The organism is Mesorhizobium sp. CAU 1732 (assembly GCF_039888675.1).
Taxonomy (GTDB): Bacteria; Pseudomonadota; Alphaproteobacteria; order Rhizobiales; family Rhizobiaceae; genus Aerobium.
The window spans coordinates 1,094,183-1,115,308 of sequence record NZ_JBDQQR010000001.1; the positions used below are offsets into that span (position 1 = coordinate 1,094,183).

General features: G+C 62.5%; 25 protein-coding genes, 1 tRNA gene and 1 riboswitch. Of the genes, 16 read left to right on the top strand and 10 right to left on the bottom strand.

What is annotated here, in order from left to right:
- Positions 1–420: 420 nt before the first annotated feature.
- Positions 421–2,241 carry a glycosyltransferase gene (locus tag AAFN55_RS05385; protein ID WP_347797840.1) on the top strand — a complete coding sequence of 607 codons (1,821 nt, stop codon included), beginning with the start codon at positions 421–423 and terminating at the stop codon, positions 2,239–2,241.
- On the opposite strand, the gene ppk2 is transcribed toward AAFN55_RS05385, so the two are convergent.
- Positions 2,210–3,106: a polyphosphate kinase 2 gene (ppk2, locus tag AAFN55_RS05390; RefSeq protein WP_347797841.1), complete on the bottom strand. Its 897-nt coding sequence runs from the start codon at positions 3,104–3,106 to the stop codon at positions 2,210–2,212. The genes AAFN55_RS05385 and ppk2 overlap by 32 nt on opposite strands.
- 94 nt (positions 3,107–3,200) lie before the next feature.
- On the opposite strand from ppk2, the gene AAFN55_RS05395 reads away from it, so the two are divergent.
- On the top strand, positions 3,201–4,475 hold the full coding sequence (locus AAFN55_RS05395) for an ATP-binding protein (RefSeq protein WP_347797842.1): 1,275 nt from the start codon (positions 3,201–3,203) through the stop codon (positions 4,473–4,475).
- Positions 4,476–4,556: 81 nt separating this feature from the next.
- The gene (phoU, locus tag AAFN55_RS05400) at positions 4,557–5,285 is read left to right on the top strand and encodes a phosphate signaling complex protein PhoU (protein ID WP_347797843.1); all 729 of its coding nucleotides are present in this window, start codon (positions 4,557–4,559) and stop codon (positions 5,283–5,285) included.
- Between the two features lie 116 nt (positions 5,286–5,401).
- On the opposite strand, the gene AAFN55_RS05405 is transcribed toward phoU, so the two are convergent.
- Positions 5,402–5,908, bottom strand: a complete 507-nt coding sequence (locus tag AAFN55_RS05405) for a GcrA family cell cycle regulator (protein WP_347797844.1) — start codon at positions 5,906–5,908, stop codon at positions 5,402–5,404.
- A 412-nt stretch (positions 5,909–6,320) separates the two neighbouring features.
- Between AAFN55_RS05405 and AAFN55_RS05410 the strand changes: the two genes are divergently transcribed.
- The 6 genes from AAFN55_RS05410 to AAFN55_RS05435 all read left to right on the top strand — a co-directional run bounded on the left by AAFN55_RS05410 (position 6,321) and on the right by AAFN55_RS05435 (position 10,649).
- Positions 6,321–7,520, top strand: coding sequence for an aspartate aminotransferase family protein (locus AAFN55_RS05410; RefSeq protein WP_347797845.1), 1,200 nt, complete (start codon positions 6,321–6,323; stop codon positions 7,518–7,520).
- Positions 7,517–8,434 (top strand): ornithine carbamoyltransferase, encoded by a 918-nt coding sequence (argF, locus tag AAFN55_RS05415; RefSeq protein WP_347797846.1) that lies wholly within the window; start codon positions 7,517–7,519, stop codon positions 8,432–8,434. Before AAFN55_RS05410 ends, argF begins: the two co-directional genes overlap by 4 nt.
- Before the next feature lie 98 nt (positions 8,435–8,532).
- A complete protein-coding gene (locus AAFN55_RS05420) occupies positions 8,533–9,546 on the top strand; it encodes an Hsp33 family molecular chaperone (protein ID WP_347797847.1) in 1,014 nt (337 codons plus the stop codon).
- Positions 9,547–9,619: 73 nt separating this feature from the next.
- Positions 9,620–9,973: an MliC family protein gene (locus AAFN55_RS05425; RefSeq protein ID WP_347797848.1), complete on the top strand. Its 354-nt coding sequence runs from the start codon at positions 9,620–9,622 to the stop codon at positions 9,971–9,973.
- Between the two features lie 117 nt (positions 9,974–10,090).
- Positions 10,091–10,252: a hypothetical protein gene (locus tag AAFN55_RS05430; protein WP_347797849.1), complete on the top strand. Its 162-nt coding sequence runs from the start codon at positions 10,091–10,093 to the stop codon at positions 10,250–10,252.
- A gap of 130 nt (positions 10,253–10,382) precedes the next feature.
- Complete coding sequence (locus tag AAFN55_RS05435) at positions 10,383–10,649, top strand: hypothetical protein (protein ID WP_347797850.1); 267 nt, start codon at positions 10,383–10,385, stop codon at positions 10,647–10,649.
- Here AAFN55_RS05435 and AAFN55_RS05440 read toward each other — a convergent pair.
- Complete coding sequence (locus AAFN55_RS05440) at positions 10,646–10,891, bottom strand: hypothetical protein (protein ID WP_347797851.1); 246 nt, start codon at positions 10,889–10,891, stop codon at positions 10,646–10,648. The genes AAFN55_RS05435 and AAFN55_RS05440 overlap by 4 nt on opposite strands.
- 245 nt (positions 10,892–11,136) lie before the next feature.
- Positions 11,137–11,529, bottom strand: coding sequence for a Co2+/Mg2+ efflux protein ApaG (apaG, locus tag AAFN55_RS05445; protein ID WP_347797852.1), 393 nt, complete (start codon positions 11,527–11,529; stop codon positions 11,137–11,139).
- Positions 11,530–11,712: 183 nt separating this feature from the next.
- Here apaG and AAFN55_RS05450 point away from each other — a divergent pair, with 183 nt between their 5' ends.
- Positions 11,713–12,318, top strand: a complete 606-nt coding sequence (locus AAFN55_RS05450) for a CDP-alcohol phosphatidyltransferase family protein (protein ID WP_347797853.1) — start codon at positions 11,713–11,715, stop codon at positions 12,316–12,318.
- A gap of 4 nt (positions 12,319–12,322) precedes the next feature.
- Here the strand turns inward: AAFN55_RS05450 and AAFN55_RS05455 are convergent, their stop codons facing one another.
- Positions 12,323–13,513 carry an O-succinylhomoserine sulfhydrylase gene (locus AAFN55_RS05455; protein ID WP_347797854.1) on the bottom strand — a complete coding sequence of 397 codons (1,191 nt, stop codon included), beginning with the start codon at positions 13,511–13,513 and terminating at the stop codon, positions 12,323–12,325.
- A 45-nt stretch (positions 13,514–13,558) separates the two neighbouring features.
- A riboswitch (SAM riboswitch) is annotated at positions 13,559–13,636 on the bottom strand.
- 131 nt (positions 13,637–13,767) lie between these two features.
- On the opposite strand from AAFN55_RS05455, the gene AAFN55_RS05460 reads away from it, so the two are divergent.
- Positions 13,768–14,868 carry a 2'-deoxycytidine 5'-triphosphate deaminase gene (locus AAFN55_RS05460; protein ID WP_347800192.1) on the top strand — a complete coding sequence of 367 codons (1,101 nt, stop codon included), beginning with the start codon at positions 13,768–13,770 and terminating at the stop codon, positions 14,866–14,868.
- Here AAFN55_RS05460 and AAFN55_RS05465 read toward each other — a convergent pair.
- Complete coding sequence (locus AAFN55_RS05465) at positions 14,865–15,650, bottom strand: ion transporter (RefSeq protein WP_347797855.1); 786 nt, start codon at positions 15,648–15,650, stop codon at positions 14,865–14,867. The two genes, AAFN55_RS05460 and AAFN55_RS05465, sit on opposite strands and share 4 nt — an antisense overlap.
- Positions 15,651–15,784: 134 nt before the next feature.
- Here AAFN55_RS05465 and AAFN55_RS05470 point away from each other — a divergent pair.
- The 3 genes from AAFN55_RS05470 to AAFN55_RS05480 all read left to right on the top strand — a co-directional run bounded on the left by AAFN55_RS05470 (position 15,785) and on the right by AAFN55_RS05480 (position 16,941).
- Positions 15,785–15,858 (top strand) — tRNA-Gly (locus AAFN55_RS05470).
- A 255-nt stretch (positions 15,859–16,113) separates the two neighbouring features.
- Positions 16,114–16,503: a hypothetical protein gene (locus AAFN55_RS05475; RefSeq protein WP_347797856.1), complete on the top strand. Its 390-nt coding sequence runs from the start codon at positions 16,114–16,116 to the stop codon at positions 16,501–16,503.
- Between the two features lie 174 nt (positions 16,504–16,677).
- Positions 16,678–16,941: a DUF6460 domain-containing protein gene (locus AAFN55_RS05480; protein WP_347797857.1), complete on the top strand. Its 264-nt coding sequence runs from the start codon at positions 16,678–16,680 to the stop codon at positions 16,939–16,941.
- Here the strand turns inward: AAFN55_RS05480 and AAFN55_RS05485 are convergent.
- Genes AAFN55_RS05485 through AAFN55_RS05495 form a run of 3 tightly spaced genes read right to left on the bottom strand, consistent with a single transcriptional unit; the run spans position 16,938 to position 19,276 of the window.
- Positions 16,938–17,834 carry a histone deacetylase gene (locus AAFN55_RS05485; RefSeq protein ID WP_347797858.1) on the bottom strand — a complete coding sequence of 299 codons (897 nt, stop codon included), beginning with the start codon at positions 17,832–17,834 and terminating at the stop codon, positions 16,938–16,940. The two genes, AAFN55_RS05480 and AAFN55_RS05485, sit on opposite strands and share 4 nt — an antisense overlap.
- Positions 17,835–17,843: 9 nt before the next feature.
- On the bottom strand, positions 17,844–18,929 hold the full coding sequence (locus AAFN55_RS05490) for a quinone-dependent dihydroorotate dehydrogenase (RefSeq protein WP_347800193.1): 1,086 nt from the start codon (positions 18,927–18,929) through the stop codon (positions 17,844–17,846).
- A complete protein-coding gene (locus AAFN55_RS05495) occupies positions 18,929–19,276 on the bottom strand; it encodes a DUF952 domain-containing protein (protein WP_347797859.1) in 348 nt (115 codons plus the stop codon). Before AAFN55_RS05495 ends, AAFN55_RS05490 begins: the two co-directional genes overlap by 1 nt.
- 139 nt (positions 19,277–19,415) lie before the next feature.
- On the opposite strand from AAFN55_RS05495, the gene AAFN55_RS05500 reads away from it, so the two are divergent.
- A complete protein-coding gene (locus tag AAFN55_RS05500; RefSeq protein WP_347797860.1) occupies positions 19,416–19,838 on the top strand; it encodes a hypothetical protein in 423 nt (140 codons plus the stop codon).
- 11 nt (positions 19,839–19,849) lie between these two features.
- Here the strand turns inward: AAFN55_RS05500 and AAFN55_RS05505 are convergent, their stop codons facing one another.
- Positions 19,850–20,248 (bottom strand): hypothetical protein, encoded by a 399-nt coding sequence (locus AAFN55_RS05505; RefSeq protein WP_347797861.1) that lies wholly within the window; start codon positions 20,246–20,248, stop codon positions 19,850–19,852.
- A 213-nt stretch (positions 20,249–20,461) separates the two neighbouring features.
- Here AAFN55_RS05505 and AAFN55_RS05510 point away from each other — a divergent pair, with 213 nt between their 5' ends.
- Positions 20,462–21,121: a response regulator transcription factor gene (locus tag AAFN55_RS05510; protein ID WP_347797862.1), complete on the top strand. Its 660-nt coding sequence runs from the start codon at positions 20,462–20,464 to the stop codon at positions 21,119–21,121.
- Positions 21,122–21,126: the final 5 nt, after the last annotated feature.

Sequence of the window (21,126 nt, forward strand, 5' to 3'; positions counted from 1 at the left end):
GGACGGGGGCCGCAATAGGATCGCTTTGACGGCGATCATTTCATCCGTCGGCAAGTATAGTCGTGATCAGCGCGCTGTTTCTAGTCGTGATTTGGGGGAACCCGTGCCGCGTGCCTCCGGCTCCTGCCAGGCGGGTCGCTGACGATGGCGCTGCTCGAGCCCGGCTATGAGCCGGACACTTCGCCCCGATCCGTTCCCTCCCTTCTGACACTTCGTCGACCGGAATTCCGCGCCCCGACAGGCGACGATCGGCATGAAAGCCATCCGGTAAGACGAAGCACTGGCCGCGATCTGCGGGCTTCCCCTCATCAAGGGGGCAAGGTCGTTCCGTTCGCACGTGCGTCTGCCCGACTCCGCCTGGACGAGGAGCTTCGCGAATGGCAGCCTGTGCTTGCCAGCCTCCAGATCGATGGAGAGGTGATGCAGCGTATCGTCCGGCGCGCCGTCGCGAACGACACGTCGTTGCTGCGCGAGCTTCTCGCCGCCGGCGTCGCCGACGAGGCCGGAATATTCCGCGCAATCGCTGCTCACGTCGGACTGGAGTTTCTGGAAACGATCGATCCGGATCGCATCGTGATGCGGGAGCGAGATCGGCTTCTGGCGCTGAAGCGTGGCGGGGGCGCCCGGATCGTCAAGATCGATCAGGGCGATGGCACGTTCGTCTTCGCCCAGGGCAACCGCGATCTGGACCTTGTAAATCTTCGCAGGCTGACAGCAGGACGAAACGCGCGTGAGCGGATGAAGATCGTCGCCCCGCAGACGTTACGCAGGGCGCTGATCTCGCTGTCGGAGGACAGCCTTCTGCGCGGCGCACAGAATGCCCTGTTCGTAGACCGAACGGACTTTTCGGCGCGGCTGGTGATGAATGGCTGGCAGGGGGTGTTTGTCGGCACGGTTGGGCTCGGGGTTCCCGTGGCGTTGGCACTGGCATTCCAGTCGACGCTGATCGCCTTGAATGTGGTCGCGGTGACTGCATTCCTGGCCTGCGTTCTGATACGCGTGATGGCGCTCGGCTCTGCATCGCCTATCCGCAAACGCGACCTGCCTCAGGTCGATCCGGCCGTCTTGCCCACCTATTCGGTGCTGGTCGCGCTGTATCGCGAAAGCGCGGTGGTTCCGGAACTTCTGGTGGCGCTTGGCAAGCTGCAATGGCCGCGCAGCAAGCTCGAAATCAAGCTCGTATGCGAAGAGGACGACCACGAGACCCTTGCGGCGCTGCGGGCGCACGCGCTGCGCCCCTATGTCGAGATCATCGAAGTGCCGGCCGGCTCGCCGCGCACCAAGCCGAAGGCCCTGGCCTACGCGTTGCCGCTGTGCACCGGCGAGTTCGTCACGCTGTTCGATGCCGAGGATCGTCCTCACCCGCAGCAATTGCTGGAAGCCTGGCAGCGCTTCGATGCGGAGGACGAGGATCTCGCCTGCCTTCAGGCTCCGCTTGTCGTCACCAATGGCGGCTCGAGCGAGATGTCGCGCATGTTCGCGTTCGAATATGCAGGGCTGTTCCGGGCACTCCTGCCGTGGCTCGCGTCGTGGAACCTGATGATGCCGCTTGGCGGCACCTCCAATCATTTCCGGCGGGATGCGCTCGTCAAGGCCGGCGGGTGGGACCCCTACAACGTGACCGAAGATGCTGACCTTGGGCTGCGGCTCAAGCGGCTCGGCTATCGCTGCGGCGTCCTCGATCTGCCGACGCTAGAGGATGCGCCGGAGACCCTGAAAGTCTGGCTGCCGCAGCGTGTCCGATGGTTCAAGGGCTGGGCGCAGACCTGGCTGGTACACATGCGCGACCCCGTCGCGCTGTATCGGGACCTGGGTTTCGCATCATTCGTCGTCACCCAGATTCTCGTGTTCGGCATGCTGGTCTCGGCGCTGCTCCACCCGGTCTTCTTCCTGACGATCGCCTACATCGCCGTAAAAATGATGTTCGTGGGGGCGGTCGGCACCCTTGAGGTGATCATGCTTGCTTTGGGGTCGCTGAACATTCTTTGCGGATACGCTGCCTTCATCGCGATCGGCGCGCTGACCTTGTCGCTGCGCGAAAAGCCATGGCTCGCTACGATCATCGTGCGCACGCCGCTTCACTGGCTGCTTCTGTCGCTCGCCGCCTGGATGGCGCTGTGGGAGATGAAGCAGCGACCGCATCACTGGAACAAAACCCCGCACAAGCCGACCCGCCAGTTCCGCAGGCAGGCGAAAGCGGTGGTCAATGCTAGCCGAGCGCCGTCGCTTCATCTCCGATGATCTGCCGGTCCTGTTCGCCTATGATCGACAGATCCCGGCCCTTATAGGGAATCGACAGGAGCAGATGCCGGATGGCGGCGAGGCGCGACCTGCGTTTGTCGTTGGCGCGCAGGACCGTCCACGGCGCGTGTTCGGTGTGAGTGCGCTCAAACATGATGTCGAGCATCTTGGTGTAGTCGTTCCACTTGGCGACGCCGGCGATATCGATCGGCGAGAATTTCCAGTTCTTCAACGGGCTGTGGCGTCGGTCATGGAACCGGGCAAGCTGCGTTTCCTGGCCGATGCTGAGCCAGAATTTGAACAGGTGAATGCCGTCGGCGACGATCCCCTTCTCGAAGTTGGGTACCTCCTCAAGAAACTGCTCGTGCTGCTGCGGCGTGCAGAAGCCCATGACCGGCTCGACGCCGGCGCGGTTGTACCAGGACCGGTCGAACGTCACGAATTCGCCGGCTGTCGGGAAGTGGGTGACATAGCGTTGGAAATACCATTGGCCACGCTCTGTCTCGGTGGGCTTGGTCAGCGCCACGTTGCGGGCCGTTCGCGGGTTCATGTATTCGCGCGTCACGAAGATGGTTCCGCCCTTGCCGGCGGCGTCGCGCCCCTCGAAGAGAACCATGACGCGTTCGCCGGATGCCTGCAGCCAGGACTGCATCTTCACGAGTTCGATCTGGAGTGCTTCCAGCGTCCTCTCATATTCCTTCTTCGGCATCTTCTCGTCGTAGGGGTATCCGCCGGCGGTCAGCTCATTTTTGGTGACCCATTCCGGTAGTTCGGGCGCGTCGATGTCGAAGACGCGCTTCTTGCCATCGATCTTGAGCTTGATCGGCTCTGCCGGATCCACGAACGTCGCTGACTTGCTGCCCATTGAGATATTCCTGTGACCTTGTGAAACCATGCTATTTGGTGACCGACGAACGGTCCAGTGGGCTGAGATGGATACGGTGAATGCGAGGACAAGAATGGCAGAGCAGAGCGGTGGATCGTCCAGCCAGCGTCGCGCCGGGATTGCGCGTGCGCGCCTGAAAGGCATGCGCTGGGTAATCGCCGCCGCCGCGATCGCCATCCTCGTCGTGAACCAGCTCGCAGGCGGTAACATTCTGGTCGCCGTCGTTGCGATCCTGTTCGTGGCGGGAGTTGCGATCGCCATTCCCGGGCGACCGCTGACGCGACGCAGCGACGGCCAGGCGGCGACGATCCGCGACGCCGATGTGGATGCGCTCTCCGGGCGTGAACTCGCCGCCGCCGTTCCTGATCCGATCATCGTGTTCGACAAGCACGGGTCCGCGCTCTACGCGAACCCCGCCGCCACGACGGCCTTCGGCCTCATTCCGGAAGGCACGCTGCTGCAATTGAAGTTCCGCGCGCCGGAGATGCAGCAGCTCATCGACGGCGTTCTGAAGAACCGTCGTGCTGGCGCGATCGACTATGCCGAGCGCGTACCGATCGAGCGCGCCTTCCGCGTCGCCGTCCTGCCGGTCGGACAGAATTCCGGATTGTTCCTGATCCTCTTCAAGGACCAGAGTGAATCGCGCCGGATCGACCGGATGCGCGCCGATTTCATCGCCAATGCCAGCCACGAACTGCGCACGCCGCTGGCCTCGATTGCCGGATTTATCGAGACGCTGCGTGGACCCGCGCGAAACGACGAAAAGGCGCGCGAAAACTTCCTCCAGATCATGCACACGCAGACGTCGCGCATGGCGCGTCTCATCGACGACCTGCTCTCCTTGTCGCGTATCGAGATGAAGCCCTATCTGCGATCGGACGAGAAGATCGATATCGGCGAGACGGTGGCGGGTGTGGTCGAGTCCCTCGGCCACATGGCGCGCGACAGCGGCGTCGTGGTGGCGTTCGCTCGACCGGATCATCCAGTGCTGGCGCCCGGCAGCCGGGACGAACTCATCCAGGTCTTCGAAAACCTGCTCGAAAACGCCTGCAAATACGGCGCGTCTGGCGGCCGCGTCGATATCTCGATTGCCGAGACCCGTTCCGGACCGAATCCGGAGGTTGCCGTCACCATACGCGATCACGGGCCGGGCATTGCCGAGGAGCACATTCCCCGCATCACCGAACGCTTCTACCGTGTCGATGTCGAGACCAGTCGCAGCCAGAAGGGCACCGGGCTCGGACTTGCCATCGTGAAGCACATCCTGACCCGCCACGAGGCGCGCCTCACCGTGCGGTCGAAGCTGGGCGACGGCGCCGCGTTCACCGTCCACTTGCCGTCGCAATAGGCCCCAGGCGCTTTCTTTTTCCTGTCATCTGCCTAATTTAGGGTCTGGATTCGAGGATTCGCCTCGCACGGTCAGGCCATCATGCAAACGCAACACATCGTACGTGCCTATGACGAGGAACTTGCGTCGCTGGGCAACCGGATCGCCGCGATGGGCGGCCACGCAGAGCGCATGGTCGAGCAGTCGGTTGCGGCCCTGGTCAATTCCGACCTGTCGCTTGCCCGCAAGGTGATCGCCGACGACCACGTCCTCGACGAGGGTCAGCGCTGGGTCGATGATCAGGCGATCCTGCTCATCGCCAAGCGGCAGCCCATGGCGGACGATCTTCGCGAGATCGTCGGCACGATCCGCATTTCCGCGGACCTCGAGCGGGTTGGTGATCTGGGCAAGAACATCGCCAAGCGTGTCGTTGCGGTGGCCGATACGCGCCAGCCCATCAGGCTTTTCCGGGGGATCGAGGCGCTCGCGACGCTCGCTCTGACGCAGCTCAAGCAGGTGCTCGACGTCTATGCGTCGCGGTCGGTGGGCGCGATCGGGTTCATGCGTGACCGCGACGAGGAAATCGACGCGATGTACACGTCGCTCTTCCGCGAGCTTCTGACCTATATGATGGAAGATCCGCGTAACATCACGCCGTGCACGCATCTGCTGTTCTGCGCCAAGAACATCGAGCGGATCGGTGATCACGCGACCAATATCGCGGAAACCATCTACTACGTGGCAACCGGCGAGCAGCTTCCGCTGGAGCGGCCCAAGGAAGACAAGAGCCACCACGTGGTGGTGCTGGAGAACGCCAGCAAAGCGCTTTAGGCGACGCACAAGCTCGCTGGTCTGCCCTCGCAACTGCGACAGCAGACAAATAGAGGCATGAAACGGGAGCGCTCCACGCCTTGAATTCAAACCATTGAGTGTACGCCGATCTCAGGTCAGCGCGCGCGGCGGCGCTCCGAAACCGGCTGATAGGCGACCTTGCTGTGGTAGCCGCAATAGGGTCCGTTTTCGCCGGCTTCGTTGCCGCAGAAATTGAATTCCTCGCTGAGCGGGTCGCCGTTCGGCCACTTGCAGGTGCGCTCGGTGAGCTGGATCAGCGTCAGCTTGCGCGAGATCGGGATCACGACGTTCTCCTGCGGACGCATCACCTGCCGTGCGATCGGCTCCGCGTCGAATTGGGTGGCCAGCGCGTTTGCACCGACAGTCATCGTGACGGGACGCGTCGGGCGGACCGTCGCCTTGACGGTTGTGGTCGTCACCGTCTTCTTTACCCGCGGCTGAGCGGACGAGGTGCGGCCGCGCGCCGACAATTTCAGACGGTGAACCTTGCCGATGACGGCGTTGCGGCTGACGCCGCCGAGTTGCGTCGCGATCTGGCTCGCGCTCAGTCCTTCGGACCACAGCTTCTTGAGCATCTCAACACGTTCGTCGGTCCAGTTCATGGCGACAGGCTCCTGCTTAAAGCGTGCGCGGAATCCGAATCCTTCTTCGCCCGGCCCTTGCCGGTGCGACACCACATCTGCTGGGGTGATTAGATCCGCCGCACGAAATCTAGTTATTTCTTGGCCTCAAACTACAGTATCGGCTGACTCGGTGACAAGAGTCCGGGCCTGCTGGCGAATCGGATTTCTCGGTTTTCCCCAACTTGGCTGCGAGCCACGTCAAGATTTCCTCTGTCAGCTTCGGCCGCGGGAGACCGAAAAGGGACGTTTCAATTGACACAAGTGCCCCGACAGCCGATATAGTTCGGCATCCGCCGCCCTTTGGGCGGCTTTTTTGATTTGCCGCGCGGCCTGAGGCACTTGACCGACGGCCTCGCACGAAATGCGATTGAGGCTGTCGGAGACACATATAATGAGCGGTTCGGCGCTTTACGAGACCTTCGCCCGCGCACCCCTGGCATTCGACCGGGGTGAGGGAAGCTGGCTGGTGACGGAGAGCGGCGAGCGATATCTCGATTTCGCCGGCGGTATCGCGGTCAATTCGCTGGGCCACAGCCATCCACATCTTGTGGCAGCGCTCACCGAACAGGCCGCGAAGCTCTGGCATGTCTCCAATCTCTATGAAATCCCCGGCCAGAGCCGTCTCGGCGACCGCCTGGTCGAAAATACGTTTGCCGACAAGGTCTTTTTCACGAATTCCGGCGCCGAAGCGCTGGAATGCGCCATCAAGACCGCGCGCCGGTTTCAGTATGTGAACGGCCATCCAGAGCGCTATCGCATCGTGACCTTCGAGGGCGCCTTCCATGGCCGGACCCTTGCGACGATCGCGGCCGGCGGCCAGCCGAAATATCTGGAGGGCTTCGGCCCCAAGGTCGAAGGCTTCGACCAGGTCGCGTTCGGCGATCTGGAAGCCGCCGAGAAGGCGATTGGACCGGAAACAGCCGGCATCCTGATCGAGCCCGTTCAGGGCGAGGGCGGAATCCGCCTTCTGCCTGCGCAGTTCCTGCAGAAACTACGCCAGCTTTGCGATGATCACGGCCTCCTGCTGATCTTCGATGAAGTCCAGTCGGGCGTTGGCCGTACCGGCAAGTTCTTCGCGCATGAATGGTCGGGCATCACGCCCGACATCATGGCGATCGCCAAGGGCATCGGGGGCGGCTTCCCTGTCGGCGCCTGCCTTGCGACGGACCATGCGGCGATGGGGATGACGCCCGGCGTGCATGGCACCACCTTTGGCGGAAACCCGCTCGCCATGGCTGTGGGCAACGCCGTGCTCGACGTCGTGCTCGAAGATGGCTTCCTTCAGTCGGTGAGCGACAAGGCGTTGGCTGCAAAGCAGGCTCTGGCCTCCGTCGTCGACGAATTTCCGGAGATCTTCGAGGAAGTGCGCGGCACGGGGCTGATGCTGGGCCTCAAGTGCAAGGTGCCGAACACGGCCGTCAACGCAGCGCTGCGCGACCAACATTTCCTGGCCGTTCCCGCAGGCGACAACGTCGTCCGCCTTCTGCCGCCTCTGACGGTCAGCGAAGAGGAAATCCGCGAAGGCGTTGAGCGCATCAGGGCCGCGGCCGCCACACTCAGCCAGTCGAACGGCAAGGGAAGTGCATCATGAAGGCTCCGTTCCGGCATTTTACCGATCTGTCCAAGGTTTCGGCCGCTGAACTGCGTACGATCCTCGATGACGCGCGGGCGCGCAAGCACCGCCTGAACTCCGGCGCGCGGGAACGTCCGCTCGACGGCAAGGTTCTGGCGATGATCTTCGAGAAACCCTCGACCCGCACCCGTGTCTCCTTCGATGTCGGCATGCGCCAGCTCGGCGGCGAGACGATCATGCTCACGGGCACCGAAATGCAGCTCGGCCGCTCCGAGACGATCGCGGATACCGCCAAGGTCCTGTCACGCTACGTCGACGCCATCATGATCCGCACGACGTCGCATGACCGACTGGTCGAGCTGACGCAGCATGCCACCGTCCCCGTCATCAACGGGCTGACCGACGACACGCATCCCTGCCAGATCATGGCCGACGTGATGACCTACGAGGAGCATCGCGGGCCGGTGAAGGACAAGCTCTTCGCCTGGACGGGCGACGGCAACAACGTGCTGCATTCGCTGATGGAAGCGTCGGCGCGCTTCGATTTCAGGCTCAACATCGCCGTGCCGGAAGGCAGCGAGCCGGCACAGGAATTCATCGATTGGTCGGGCAAGAATGGCGGCCGCGTCGCCATCATGCGATCGGCCGAAGACGCTGTGGCGGATGCGGACTGCATCGTCACCGACACCTGGGTTTCGATGGGGCAGGAGCATCGCGCGCGCGGCCATAACGTTTTCACGCCCTATCAGGTCAACGAGGATCTGATGGCGCGCGCGAAGCCGGACGCGCTCTTCATGCATTGCCTGCCTGCGCATCGCGGCGAAGAGGTCACCGACGCGGTCATCGACGGTCCCAACTCGGTCGTCTTCGACGAGGCGGAGAACCGCCTGCATGCGCAGAAGGCCGTCATCGCGTGGTGTTTCGGCGCTTGATGCGGGCGGGTCGCGGCACTATCTACCGCGTTCACCCCGAAACCTCGCGCACGGATTGATTTTGCGCCTGCGTTCGCGATGCTGTCGAAGCATCGCAGATGCGCCATGACAGGAATTGCCAAGTGGCTGATACGGAAAGACAACTCGGCGAATTCGGCTTCGCCGGCGACGATCACGTCGTTCCCTTCGAGGTCTCCGCGCTCGATGCGCGCGGCCGCATCGTTCAACTGGGCCCGGTCCTGGACGCGATCCTCGCGCGCCATGACTATCCCGAGCCCGTTGCCCAGCTTCTGGCAGAGGCAATGGCGCTCACGGTGCTCCTTGGAACGTCGCTGAAATTCGAAGGCAAGTTCATCCTCCAGACGCGGTCCGACGGACCGGTCGATATGCTCGTCGCGGATTTCTCCACACCGCATTCCCTGCGCGCCTACGCGCGGTTCGATCCCGAACGTCTCCAGGCGGCGGTCGATGAAGGCCGCGCATCCCCGACAGATCTTCTGGGCGCCGGCGTGCTGGCGCTGACCATCGACCAGGGCACATACATGCAGCGTTATCAGGGCATCGTGCAGCTTGACGGCACGTCACTGGAGGACGCGGCACGGACCTATTTCCGCCAGTCCGAGCAGATTCCAACGGAAGTGCGGCTGTCGGTCGCGCGCCAGGTCGTGCGCGGTCCCGCTGGCGCCGAGACCCATTGGCGCGCCGGCGGATTGCTTGCGCAGTTCCTGCCTCAGGCTCCCGATCGGTTGCGCCTGCCCGATCTTCCGGGCGGCGACGGTGATGACGGTGACGCGCCCGATCCGACTGACGATTCCTGGACCGAGGTGCAGGCTCTGCTCGGCACCGTCGAGGCGGACGAACTGCTCGACCCGACCGTCGGTTCGGAACGGCTTCTCTATCGCCTGTTCCACGAGCGCGGCGTGCGCGTCTTCGAGGGCCGCGAGGTTCTCGACGATTGCTCCTGCTCGCGCGAGAAGATCAGGTCGGTTCTGGAGAGCTTTACGGCCGAGGAGATCGCCGAGAGCACCGAGGATGGCTCGATCGGCGTGTCATGCGAGTTCTGCTCGAAGCACTACACGTTCGACCCGGCCGGGTTCGGCCCTTCCGAATAATCCGTCGCGGCCTTGATCCCAACGTGCTCCCGTCGCAAGCTTGGCTTGTAACCAAAGCGACGGGAGAATGCGCATGCGCGCCTGGCTGCTATCCATTGCCTTTTTGATAACCGGGCTGTCTGGCGCATTCGCCGTCGAGCTCACAATCACCGTGCCCGGCGATGCCCCTCTCGAACAGACTGATGTCACCTATAATTGTGATGGTCGCGATCTGGGGGTAACGTACATCAACGCGGGAACTGTCTCGCTGGTCACCTTTGAAATAGGCGGCGAAGCTGTCGTGGCGTCCAACGTAATTGCCGCTTCCGGCGCGAGATATGCGGGTGGGCAATATGTATGGTGGACGAAGGGTGACGAGGCGCAGCTTTTTGATGCTACGCTTGGAGAGGATGCAAAAGCGATTCTGTCTTGCACCGCCAAGGATTGAACATAATCACCAGCAGCGTATACGGTGATGGTTAATGACGGAGTAAGGGCTTTGTGAACGCGATGCTGCAAGGATCGCGGAAGGCTTGGGCGGCGGGCCTCGAATGAACGGATCAAGATGACAATCAAGCTCATCGTCATAGCGCTCGTCGCCGCCAGTTTCGGATGGGGCTTTTCAGCACTCGTCGAGCACAAGGACCAGACCATGCGGCCCGAAAACGCTCGTATGGCCTGTCAGGACTGGGATGGAGACGGCTGCGGGCAGATGTTCGAACGCTGACCGTTCGGATCCCCTCCCACGCGGAGGGGGCATGATAACCGTGATGATTGCCCTGACGCGACACGCTTAATGAATAGTCAATGCATCCCGTGCACAATGGCGCATTGGGGCAGGGTAAAGAGCCGATTGCATGCCGGACAGTATTCCGACACGCGCCGAGATGCGCGAAGAAACGGCCCAGGCGGTCTGCGAGATCGCGATCTGTCTGGCGCAGGCAATTCATGAACTCAATCCAGACGCCCACCGCCGCATGAATTTCACGGCTGGAAAGGCGTATAACCGCCTTCTCGGCGAGCGACGCGAACTCGCTGCCGATATCCTCTATCGCTTCGGTCGCGCATTGATGGACCCGGAACTGTTTCCCGAGGCCGATACCATGTCCGACGAGGACAATTAGTCCTCATCCTCCTGCGTTTCGGACGCACAGCCTGTCGGCTCGACACGCTTCTGCGTATCGCCGTCGACATAAACCCACCAGCCGGCATCCGCTTCCTCCCATTCTCCGCCGCCCGCGCGAAGCCGGTCGAGCGAGCGAAACTGGGCGATGGACTCATTCTCCTGTCCATCGGCGTCCGTCCAGTAGACGGTGACCTTGCTGCCGTTGCGCGGGGCTGTCGAAATGGGTTGTCTGTCGGCCATCTGTCCCTCCTGAGATAGGTCCCACATAAACTCGCCGGGAACCATCGCGTTCCAGCCGTGTTGCAGCAGGGACAAACCATGGAGTTCGATGATGAGACTGTTGCTTATGGCGCTTGGCGCATGGGTCGCCTACCGGGTGGCGGAAGAAAACCAGCTCTTTGATCGTCCCACATTGTTGCCGGCTCCCGGCTCGCGGCGTCGAGCGCCTGCTTCACGGAAGCGCTCCTGACCAGCCCTGCGGCTGCTCAGTTGACCGAGCGGGCCTGATCGGGCAGGTCGAGCGAGAATGCCGGAATATCGACGTCGAAAAACGCGCCGTCGGAATCCCGCATCGTATAGACCCCCACCATCAAGCCGGAGGGCGTCCGGAGCGGGCATCCCGACGTGTATTGGTAGCTGTCGCCCGGCTGAAGCTCCGGCTGTTCCCCGACGACGCCCGGCCCGCGCACCTCTTCGACGCGCCCCAGCCCGTCCGTGATGCGCCAGTAGCGCGACACGAGCTGGACGGGCTCATGCGAATTGTTCGCGATCGTGACGCGATAGCCCCAAACAAAGCGGCTCTCCTCCGGTTCGGAGCGGTCGGCCAGGTAGAACGGCTCCACCTCAACCTCGATACTGCGCGTCGTCGTGCGATACATGTGAATTGCTCTGCGTTCGGTCGCCGTCGCGCGAAGGCGCGGACGTCATCTTGCGCCGACAGTGTGTGGTGTAACCGCGATCGGTCAAGTTGCATGTCGCAAATGTGACTGACCCAGCGGCAGGGCAGGGTGCAATCCGAACGATACGGTTCTATAGCAACTGGCACGGTCTCTGGAGGCACCATGTTTGACGGCTGGGCGAGGAAACGCCTCGATCCGACGCTGGATCGGATTGCGGTCCGACTATCGCGTGCCCGCATCGGCGCGAACACCATCACCCTCAGTGCCTGCGCGATCGGCCTCGCCGCCGCCGCGGCGATTGCCTTCGAACAGTATCTTGTGGGCTTGGCTTTGCTCCTGGTCAGCCGGCTGGGCGACGGGCTCGACGGAGCCGTCGCCAGGATCGATGGCAAGACGGACCTCGGCGGTTATCTCGACATCGTCCTCGACTTCGTCTTCTACGGAGCGATCCCGATCGGGTTCGTGATAGCCGACCCGTCCGCCAATGCGGTCGCGGGCGCCGTGCTCGTCTTCTCGTTCTACGTCAACGGATCGAGCTTCCTCGCCTATGCGGTAATGGCCGAGAAGCGCGGACTGGAAACCGGGGCGAGGGGACAGAAATCGCTGTTCTTCACGACAGGGCTGGCTGAAGCGACGGAGACGATAGTCTTCTTCGTCGCGTTCTGCCTTGTGCCCGCGTGGTTCCCGGCGCTGGCGTATGTGTTCGCAGCCCTATGCTTCTACACAGCCCTGTCGCGTATCGTGCTCGCTGCCCGGATGTTCGGCTGAGACCTCAGGCCTTTTCGAGCGCGCGGTCGATGTCGCCGATCAGGTCGTCCGCATCTTCCAGTCCGATCGAGATGCGCAGCGTCCCGCCGTCGATGCCGAGTTCGGCACGCGCATCGTCCGACAGGTTCTTGTGGGTGGTCGTGGCGGGATGCGTGATCAGGGACTTCGCGTCGCCCAGATTGTTCGAGATCTTCACGATCTCCAATTCGTTGGAGAACCGGAACGCGGCGTTCTTGCCGCCCTTGAGCTCGAAGCAGATCAGGGTCGATCCGCCCGTCATCTGGCGCGCGATGATGTCGGCCTGCGGGTGGTCGTTGCGGCCGGGATAGATGACGCGTCCGACCGCTGGATGGCACGCCAGATGTCCCGCGATGCGCCCTGCGCTCTCAGTCTGCTGCTTCACGCGGATCGGCAGGGTCTCCAGGCCCTTGAGGAGCGTCCACGCGTTGAACGGCGAGAGCGACGGACCCGTGTGGCGGAAATAGTCGTGCAAATTCTCGTCGATCCACTTCTTGTCCGAGAGGATCACGCCGCCCAGACACCGGCCCTGGCCGTCGATGTGCTTGGTGGCCGAATAGACGACGACATGCGCGCCGAGTTCCAGTGGCTTTTGCTGCAACGGCGTCGCGAACACGTTGTCCACCACGACGCGCGCGCCGATCGAATTCGCGATTTTCGCAACCGCCGCGATGTCGATGACCTCGAGCGTCGGATTTGTCGGGCTTTCGAGGAAGAAGAGCTTGGTGTTCGGGCGAACGGCCTTTTCCCACTCCTCCATCTTCGTGCCGTCCACGAGCGTGGTCTCGATTCCGTATTTAGGCATGAGGGTCTCGACCACCCAGCGGCAGGATCCGAACAAGGCGCGTGCGGCGATGACGTGGTCGCCGGCCTTGACGCTGCAAAGGAGAGCGGCCGAAACCGCTGCCATGCCCGATGCGGTGGCGCGAGCATCTTCGGCGCCTTCGAGCGCACACATGCGCTTTTCGAACATGTCGACGGTGGGGTTCGCGTAGCGCGAATAGATGAAGCCCTGCGTCTCTCCCTTGAAGCGGGCTTCGGCGGCCTCCGCCGTCTCGTAGACGAAGCCCTGCGTCAGATACATGGCCTCCGACGTCTCGCCAAACTGTGACCTGAGCGTGCCGCCATGAACCATCGCGGTCGCGGGCTTCCAGTTCCGGGTCGTCTCGTTCGTCATGGTCATGCCTCAAAAACAAAAAAAACCGGCCGCGAAAGTCGCATGCCGGTTTTCACCACGGCCCTTTAGCGACTTGTTTAACGTGGCTGCAAGCCGACCGGCCAAATCACCACGGGATAAAGGTGCTATATTCTCACACCCGCCTTGCGTCAATCGCCGCGCTCATTAAACCTCGCCGGCATTTCGAGCATATCGCCCAAAAGTGGGAACCGGTTTTGGGAGAACGATATGCGTCAATGCAAAGGCGGGAAGCGATTTTGCGCGCGACAGGCATATTACCCGATCGCGATATTGCGGGTCTCTTCGAGGCCAAAGCGCTGGTGTCCACTGGCGCGCTCGATGACGACCAGATTCAGCCCGCAAGCCTCGACCTGAGGCTGGGGAAGACGGCGTATCGTGTCCGCGCGAGCTTCTTGCCCGGCCCTGCCAACACGGTCGCTGACAAGCTCGACCGGCTCAAGCTGCATGAAATCGACCTCTCCGCAGGCGCGGTGCTGGAGACGGGATGCGTCTACATCGTGCCGCTTCAGGAAACGCTCGCGCTGCCTGACGACGTCTCCGCCTCGGCAAACCCGAAGAGTTCGACCGGTCGTCTCGACATCTTCACGCGCGTCATGGCCGATCGCACGCAGGAGTTCGACAAGATCCCTGCCGGCTATCAAGGGCCACTGTGGATCGAAGTCAGCCCACGCACCTTTCCGATCGTCGTGCGTGCCGGTTCGCGGCTGTCGCAGATACGGTTCCGGAAGGGCAACGCACTCCTGACTGAACCCGAACTGCACGGCGTGCACGAGCGCTCCACCTTGGTGGCTGCGGAAAACCCCAATATTTCCGGCGGCGGGATAGCCCTGTCGATCGACCTGAACGGCAACGCAGATGGCCTCATCGGCTACCGCGGCAAGCATCACACCGCGGTCGTCGATGTCGACAAGCGCGGCGCGCACGATCTCCACGATTTCTGGGAGCCGCTGCACGCGCGCGGCAAGGGCGAGCTGATCCTCGACCCGGACGAGTTCTACATCCTCGTCTCACGCGAGGCGGTCCACGTGCCGCCGGACTTCGCAGCAGAGATGACGCCGTTCGACCCGCTCGTCGGCGAGTTTCGCGTCCACTATGCCGGTTTCTTCGATCCGGGCTTCGGGCACACGTCGGCAGGTGGCACCGGAAGCCGCGCCGTTCTGGAGGTGCGAAGCCACGAGGTGCCGTTCATCCTGGAGCACGGCCAGATCGTCGGCCGGCTCGTCTACGAGCACATGCTGGGACGCCCCGACAAGCTCTACGGGCTGGATCTGAAATCGAACTATCAGGCGCAGGGCCTGAAGCTTTCCAAGCATTTCCGCGCGCCTGACGCTTAAAGCGCGTTCCCTTTCAGCGACCGAACCTCTTCCCGCAGCGCCCTGATCTCCGACAGGATGGCCTCCTGGTCGTCGCGTATATCCGCGCGCTCGGCGCTTTCGTCGGCATCGTGCTGCTCCTGCATCGCCGACACGATGATGCCGATGAAGAGGTTCAGAACGGCAAAGGACGTCAGCACGATGAAGGGCAGGAAGAAGAGCCACGCATAGGGGTGGACGTCGAGCATGGGCCGCACCGTGCCGGTCGACCAACTGTCCATCGTCATGATTTCGAAAAGCGTATAGGCTGAACTGCCGAGCGTGCCGAACGTCTCCGGGAACGTCGTACCGAACAGCTTGGTCGCCATCACGGCGAAGACATAGAAGACCAGCGAGAGCAGAAGCACGATCGATCCCATGCCCGGCAGTGCGGCCACAAGGCCGCTGACGACGCGCCGCAGCGACGGTACGATGCTGATCAGCCTGAGAATGCGCAGGATACGCAGCGCACGCAGAACCGAGAGGCTGCCGGTCGCAGGAATGAGCGCGACCGCGACGACGAAGAAATCGAACACACGCCACGGGTCGCGAAAGAACGTCGACCGATAAACGAGAACGCGTGCAACGAGTTCGAGCACGAAGACGGAGAGGATCGCCCGGTCGAGGGCCGTCAGGAGCGCACCATAGCGCGTCATTATGGTGCTCGACGTCTCCAACCCAAGCGTGATCGCGTTCATCACGATGAGCACGGTGATGACTGCCTCGAAACGGCGGGATTCAATGAGCGATTTAAGTGCGGCCACAGCTTGGTTCCGGGGTGGATTCGGTGGTCAACACCTGCCGGTAGCAGCGCGTCGCGTCAAGCGAGCTCGAAGGTGGAGGCGGGAATTTATCCAGCTTGACGCGCGGCCCCTGATGGCTGACTAATGCCGACGCTGCGGGTGTAGCTCAATGGCAGAGCAGAAGCTTCCCAAGCTTACGACGAGGGTTCGATTCCCTTCACCCGCTCCAGCGTCAACCCAGATTACGTCGGATTCAATGACTGCCCGTCGCGCTTTTAACGCGCGCCTGCGTACGCTTTTCAAAGCGAATTATGGATTTTCATGCTCCGAAGTCGCGTCAGCGCGCCATGCCGTCCCGGCAAGGCAGATTTGCTATCATTGTTTTGTGATCAGGATGAGTGCCAAAGCCAATGGAACACTTTGCGCTGGCGACGATTAGTACAGCACTTGCCAATGCAAGGCAGATTTCAAAAGGAGATTTTCCATGAAAACGAAGCTCATTGTTGCACTCGCACTTTCGCTTGGAATGGGTAGCGCCGCGTTTGCCCAGACCGTGAATTCCACGACAGGTGAAGTCAACGTCGAGACGCCTGCCGGCTGGCAGGGCCCAATCGGCGATGCTTTCTACAGCGACATGGAAGCCGGGACCCTGCGTTCGCAGGAAGAGATGACGGCAAACTGGGCCAACCTCACCACCGAGCAGCAGACTCAGGTGAAGACGGATTGCGACGCCATGGCTGCTGGTCCGCAGACCGAAACAAAGACGGGTGATGTCGCGACTGCTGAAACAACCGACGACAACCCGACCGCCAGCACGAACGCCGAGGCTGCCAATGGCATGTCCGACATCTGCGACATGGTTGGCTCCATGTAATCCTGCTTAAGGATTAGACCTCCAGTCATGGTTGCGGGCGCGATGGCATTTGCTGTCGCGCCCGAGCCATGTCCGGCACAGGCCGCATGTTGCATTCTGCGCGGTCCCGATCTTGAAGACGCCACGCTCCGCGCGTATCTGCGGTGCGTCGGATGAGCCGGCAGGAGAATTCGAATGTCCGCGATCAACCGGTTCCTCGGCGACAGCCCGCTGCGCGTTGTCGTCAAGCTGATCGTGGTGTCGTTTCTGGTTGGCATCGTGATGGCGACGTTCGGCTGGTCGCCATGGGACGTCTATTACGGTGTTCAGGACTTCTTCGTTGGCATCTGGAACCTCGGCTTTGATGCGCTCTATCGCTTCTGGGGCTACTTGCTCCTCGGCGCGGCGATCGTCATCCCGGCTTTCATCATCCTCAGGATTCTGAGTTACAGGCGTTAGATGAAGGCGATCGCCGCCTCGAACAGGATGGCATGCCTGTCTGCGAGCGCGTCGATGTCTTTTGAATAGCCGCCCCCGATCACGCCGCACAACGGGATGCCACGCGTGTGGAAATAGGAGACTACGGCCTCGTCCCGGCGCCGAAGCCCGTCTTTCGTAAGCGACAGGCGGCCGAGCTTGTCGTCGGCGTGAGGATCGACGCCCGCATTGTAGAAGACAAGCTCAGGCCGGGCATATCGCTCCAACTCGGGCAATAGGTCGTTCAGGCGGGTGACATAGTCGTCGTCTTCAACGCCATCCGGCAAGCCGATGTCGAGATCGGATTGCGCCTTTCGGACGGGATAGTTCTTCTCCGCATGCATCGAGAACGTGAAGGCGCGAGCTTCTCCCTGGAGGATTTCCGCCGTTCCGTCGCCCTGATGGACATCGAGATCGACCACGAGAATGCGTGACACGGTGCCGTCCGCAAGAAGGTTCGCGCTGGCTACGGCGACGTCGTTGAAGGTGCAGAAGCCGGCACCTTGCGTCCGCCGGGCGTGATGGCTCCCGCCGGCCGTGTTGCAGGCGATGCCGTGCGACAGGGCCAGTCTGGCAGCAAGCATCGTTCCTGCGGTGGCGAGCTGCGCGCGCCGTGAAACACGCTCGTCAACCGGAAAGCCGATCTCCCGCTCTATCGCTTTCGGAACCGTGCAGGCGATGACCTGGGCGACATAATCGTCATCGTGCGCCCTGCCGATCATGGCCGCGCTGGGCAGGTCCGGGACATGGAGATTGTCCGCCAGCCCGCGCTCCCGAAGCACTTCGAACAGCCGTGCATATTTGCTCATCGGAAACCGATGGTCCGATGGGAAGCGCGCGTCGTAGTCGGGGTGGTGGACGATCGGAAGCTGCATCTCGGACTTTCAGATGGCCACCGATTCCCACTTGGCCAGTGCGGTGTCGCGCAATTCGGATATCGAGTTCAGGCTTTCGCGCTTCACCAGTTCGGAAAGGCCACGAACGATGCGGCCGGGCAGAGCGGGGCCCGCGTAGATCATGCCGGTGTAGAGCTGGACGAGGTCAGCGCCGGCGCGGATCTTGTTAGCAGCCGTGTCGGCGGAATCGACCCCCCCGACGCCGATGATCGCGATATCCGGCCCGACCCGCCGCCGCATCCGGGCGAGTACGGCCGTCGATCGGGCAAACAGCGGTCCACCCGAAACTCCGCCGGCCTCGCGCGCATTCGCGCTTGCGAGCCCGTCACGCGACAGGGTGGTGTTGGACACGATCAAGCCCTCGATGCGCTTGTCGAGAACTTCGGCAGCGATGTCATCGAGCTCCGGTTCGGTAAGATCGGGCGCGATCTTCAGGAAGATCGGCGTACGCCTGCCTTCGCCGGCGTGTTGCGCATCGCGCGCCGTCGCGACCGCAGAAAGCAACTCGCCCAGGCTTTCTCGGCTTTGCAGGTTGCGCAGGCCCGGCGTGTTCGGCGACGACACGTTCACGGTCAGATACGAGGCAATCGCGGCAAAGCGCTCGACGCCGAGGCGATAGTCGGCGATGCGGTCCGCGCTGTCCTTGTTCGCGCCGATGTTGACGCCCACGATCCCTGCTTTTCCGGAACGCGACTGCATGCGGGTCAGGCAGCGCTCGTGCCCTTCATTGTTGAAGCCGAGGCGGTTGATCACAGCGCCATCTTCCGTCAGGCGGAAAATACGTGGCTTGGGGTTGCCCGGCTGCGGGAGTGGCGTGACCGTACCGACTTCGGCAAAGCCAAAGCCGAGGCCCAGAAGCGCGTCGGGCACCTCGCCGTTCTTGTCGTAGCCGGCGGCCATTCCCAGCGGGTTCGGAAATGCCAGCCCTGCGACCGTGACGGCGAGGCGTGGGTCGGCGGGTGCCGTCCGGCACACCGGGATCCCCGTCTTGAGCGCGGCGATCGACATGCCATGCGCCGTTTCGGGATCGAACGCGAAGAGCAGCTTCTGGCCGAGCCGGTCGAGGCCGGGGATCATGCGCCAAAATCCGGAAAGCTGTGAGCGCCATTGTCGCCGATCGGCAACGGTTTTGCCCAGACGACCGCGCCGAGGGCGAGATCGCCATAAAGATGCGGGAAAAGTGCGCCGCCGCGCGACACCTCGTAGCGCAACGCTTCGCCGAGGGCATCTTCGTCGATGGCGACCAGAAGCAGGCCGCGCTGGCCTGCGAAGTGCTTGGCCGCGGTTTCCCGCGCCTGTTCGGCGGTCGAAAAATGGATGAACCCGTCGGCGATGTCGACCGGGGCACCGGTGAAGATGCCCTTGCGTTCGGCCTCGCGCCACAAATCCTGTGGGACGATCTTGTAGATGAGGTTGGTCATGCAAAGCGCTATAAGCGCAAAGGACACGCATGAAAAGCAGCGCGCTCGCGGCGGCACGTCTTGTCCTCAATTTGGGGGCAAATCGCATTTCCGGCACAAATGCGGAGCCTAGTCGAGATCTGTTTCCAAGGAGGGTCCAATGAGCGACAGACGCATCTACGCCATCGCAGGGTTGGCGGTTCTGATCGGTTCGCCATCGATGGCGCAGGACACCGAGCGCTACCAGATCGAGCGCACCGAGGATGGCTATGTCCGGCTCGACACGACCACCGGCAAGATGACGCTGTGCAGGGAGCGCGCCGAGCAACTTGTCTGCACCGTGGCTGCCGAGGAGCGCGCGGCCTACGATCGCGACATCGACGCGCTCCAGGATCGCGTCGACACGCTCGAAGATCGGATTTCGGCTCTCGAGGACGGTCGGCCCGCCGCCGGCCTGCCGGACGACAAGGAGTTCGAGCGCACCATGGGCTACATGGAGCAGTTCATGCGCCGCTTCATGGGCATCGCCAAGGATCTGGAGCGCGATTTCGGTTCCGAGCCGGCCGACCCCGATCGGACGTGATCGGGGGAAAACTACCGGGGGATGGACTGGAACCCCTGTAGTTCCATGCCGGCGGCCAGCATCAGCGCAGAAATGACGAAGAGAGCACAAGAGACAGCGAACGCGATCCTTGCGGCCTGTCCGTAGACTTCCCGAAGGACCGCAGCGTAGCGCTTGACGGCCTCCGGCTCGCGTGGGCGCGTTCGCTCATCGAGATAGATCCAGACTTCGGTATTGCGCGGTTTTTGCCGAAGCACGTAGTGTGCCTTCAGGATCAGGATGCCCGCCATCATGAGCGTCAGGATCGCGCCGCAGCGAAACGCAGCCGGCGGATCGTAGGCGAACGCAAACATGGTGCAGCCGATGCCAAGCGTGCCGAACATGACTGCGCGCGCCACGCACATCACAGCGACCTTGCGAACCATCTCCATGCTGGAACTCCGCAGACGGCCCATTGTCTGTCATGAGCACAGGTCGCGGCAAGTAACTTTCCGGAGAGACCGAGAAGTTGCCGCTGGCCGCAGGACTTACGCGCGCGGCAGGCAATGCCCGCCATCATGCTTGCATTGCGCCGACAGGCCCGCATAATCCCCACGCACCGACAGCCGAGGGGGGATGCCGGCGCTGGAACTCGGGAGGTTCTCTTGCGGCCAGGCTTCACATTCGTCGTTGCGGACGATCATCCGCTCTTCCGCGGCGCGCTCAAGCAGACGCTCGAAAGCATGGGCGAAGGCAGTCTGGTGCTGGAGGCTGGCGACTTCGAAAGCGTGAAGGTCCTCATCGCCCGCAATTCTGACGCCGACCTGATCCTGTTGGATCTGACGATGCCCGGCGCAAGTGGTCTTTCAGGCCTTGTGGCGCTGCGTGGCATCGAGCCGATGGTGCCGATCATCGTCGTCTCGGCTCATGATGATCCCGTAACTATCAGGCGCGCGATCGAGCTGGGCGCATCGGGGTTCGTCTCGAAATCCGCCAGCATGGAAGAGATCAGGCAGTCCGTTCAGACTGTTCTGGATGGCGGTGTCGTCGCTCCCGAAGGCATCGAACTGGGAGAGGAGGGCGATCCTGAAATCTCCGATCTCATCGGGCGTATCCAGACGCTGACGCCGCAGCAGACACGCGTTCTGGGCATGCTCGCGGAGGGGCTTCTGAACAAACAGATCGCCTACGAGCTGAACGTCTCCGAAGCCACGATCAAGGCGCATGTTTCGGCTGTGTTGCAGAAGCTCGACGTCGACAGCCGCACGCAGGCCGTCATCAAGCTCGGCCGCATCTCCATGGATGCGGTGCAAGGCGCGGCCTGACGATC

Bases quoted from the DNA above. Each gene is read 5' to 3' on its own strand.
- AAFN55_RS05410 (WP_347797845.1), top strand. From the start codon at position 6,321: ATGAGCGGTTCGGCGCTTTACGAGACCTTCGCCCGCGCACCCCTGGCA.
- AAFN55_RS05485 (WP_347797858.1), bottom strand. From the start codon at position 17,834: ATGCAGCTTCCGATCGTCCACCACCCCGACTACGACGCGCGCTTCCCA.
- AAFN55_RS05435 (WP_347797850.1), top strand. From the start codon at position 10,383: ATGCCGGACAGTATTCCGACACGCGCCGAGATGCGCGAAGAAACGGCC.
- argF (WP_347797846.1), top strand. From the start codon at position 7,517: ATGAAGGCTCCGTTCCGGCATTTTACCGATCTGTCCAAGGTTTCGGCC.
- AAFN55_RS05385 (WP_347797840.1), top strand. From the start codon at position 421: ATGCAGCGTATCGTCCGGCGCGCCGTCGCGAACGACACGTCGTTGCTG.
- apaG (WP_347797852.1), bottom strand. From the start codon at position 11,529: ATGTATCGCACGACGACGCGCAGTATCGAGGTTGAGGTGGAGCCGTTC.
- ppk2 (WP_347797841.1), bottom strand. From the start codon at position 3,106: ATGGGCAGCAAGTCAGCGACGTTCGTGGATCCGGCAGAGCCGATCAAG.
- phoU (WP_347797843.1), top strand. From the start codon at position 4,557: ATGCAAACGCAACACATCGTACGTGCCTATGACGAGGAACTTGCGTCG.
- AAFN55_RS05455 (WP_347797854.1), bottom strand. From the start codon at position 13,513: ATGACGAACGAGACGACCCGGAACTGGAAGCCCGCGACCGCGATGGTT.
- AAFN55_RS05495 (WP_347797859.1), bottom strand. From the start codon at position 19,276: ATGACCAACCTCATCTACAAGATCGTCCCACAGGATTTGTGGCGCGAG.
- AAFN55_RS05405 (WP_347797844.1), bottom strand. From the start codon at position 5,908: ATGAACTGGACCGACGAACGTGTTGAGATGCTCAAGAAGCTGTGGTCC.
- AAFN55_RS05440 (WP_347797851.1), bottom strand. From the start codon at position 10,891: ATGGCCGACAGACAACCCATTTCGACAGCCCCGCGCAACGGCAGCAAG.
- AAFN55_RS05425 (WP_347797848.1), top strand. From the start codon at position 9,620: ATGCGCGCCTGGCTGCTATCCATTGCCTTTTTGATAACCGGGCTGTCT.
- AAFN55_RS05430 (WP_347797849.1), top strand. From the start codon at position 10,091: ATGACAATCAAGCTCATCGTCATAGCGCTCGTCGCCGCCAGTTTCGGA.
- AAFN55_RS05480 (WP_347797857.1), top strand. From the start codon at position 16,678: ATGTCCGCGATCAACCGGTTCCTCGGCGACAGCCCGCTGCGCGTTGTC.
- AAFN55_RS05420 (WP_347797847.1), top strand. From the start codon at position 8,533: ATGCGCCATGACAGGAATTGCCAAGTGGCTGATACGGAAAGACAACTC.
- AAFN55_RS05505 (WP_347797861.1), bottom strand. From the start codon at position 20,248: ATGGAGATGGTTCGCAAGGTCGCTGTGATGTGCGTGGCGCGCGCAGTC.
- AAFN55_RS05475 (WP_347797856.1), top strand. From the start codon at position 16,114: ATGAAAACGAAGCTCATTGTTGCACTCGCACTTTCGCTTGGAATGGGT.
- AAFN55_RS05450 (WP_347797853.1), top strand. From the start codon at position 11,713: ATGTTTGACGGCTGGGCGAGGAAACGCCTCGATCCGACGCTGGATCGG.
- AAFN55_RS05395 (WP_347797842.1), top strand. From the start codon at position 3,201: ATGGCAGAGCAGAGCGGTGGATCGTCCAGCCAGCGTCGCGCCGGGATT.
- AAFN55_RS05500 (WP_347797860.1), top strand. From the start codon at position 19,416: ATGAGCGACAGACGCATCTACGCCATCGCAGGGTTGGCGGTTCTGATC.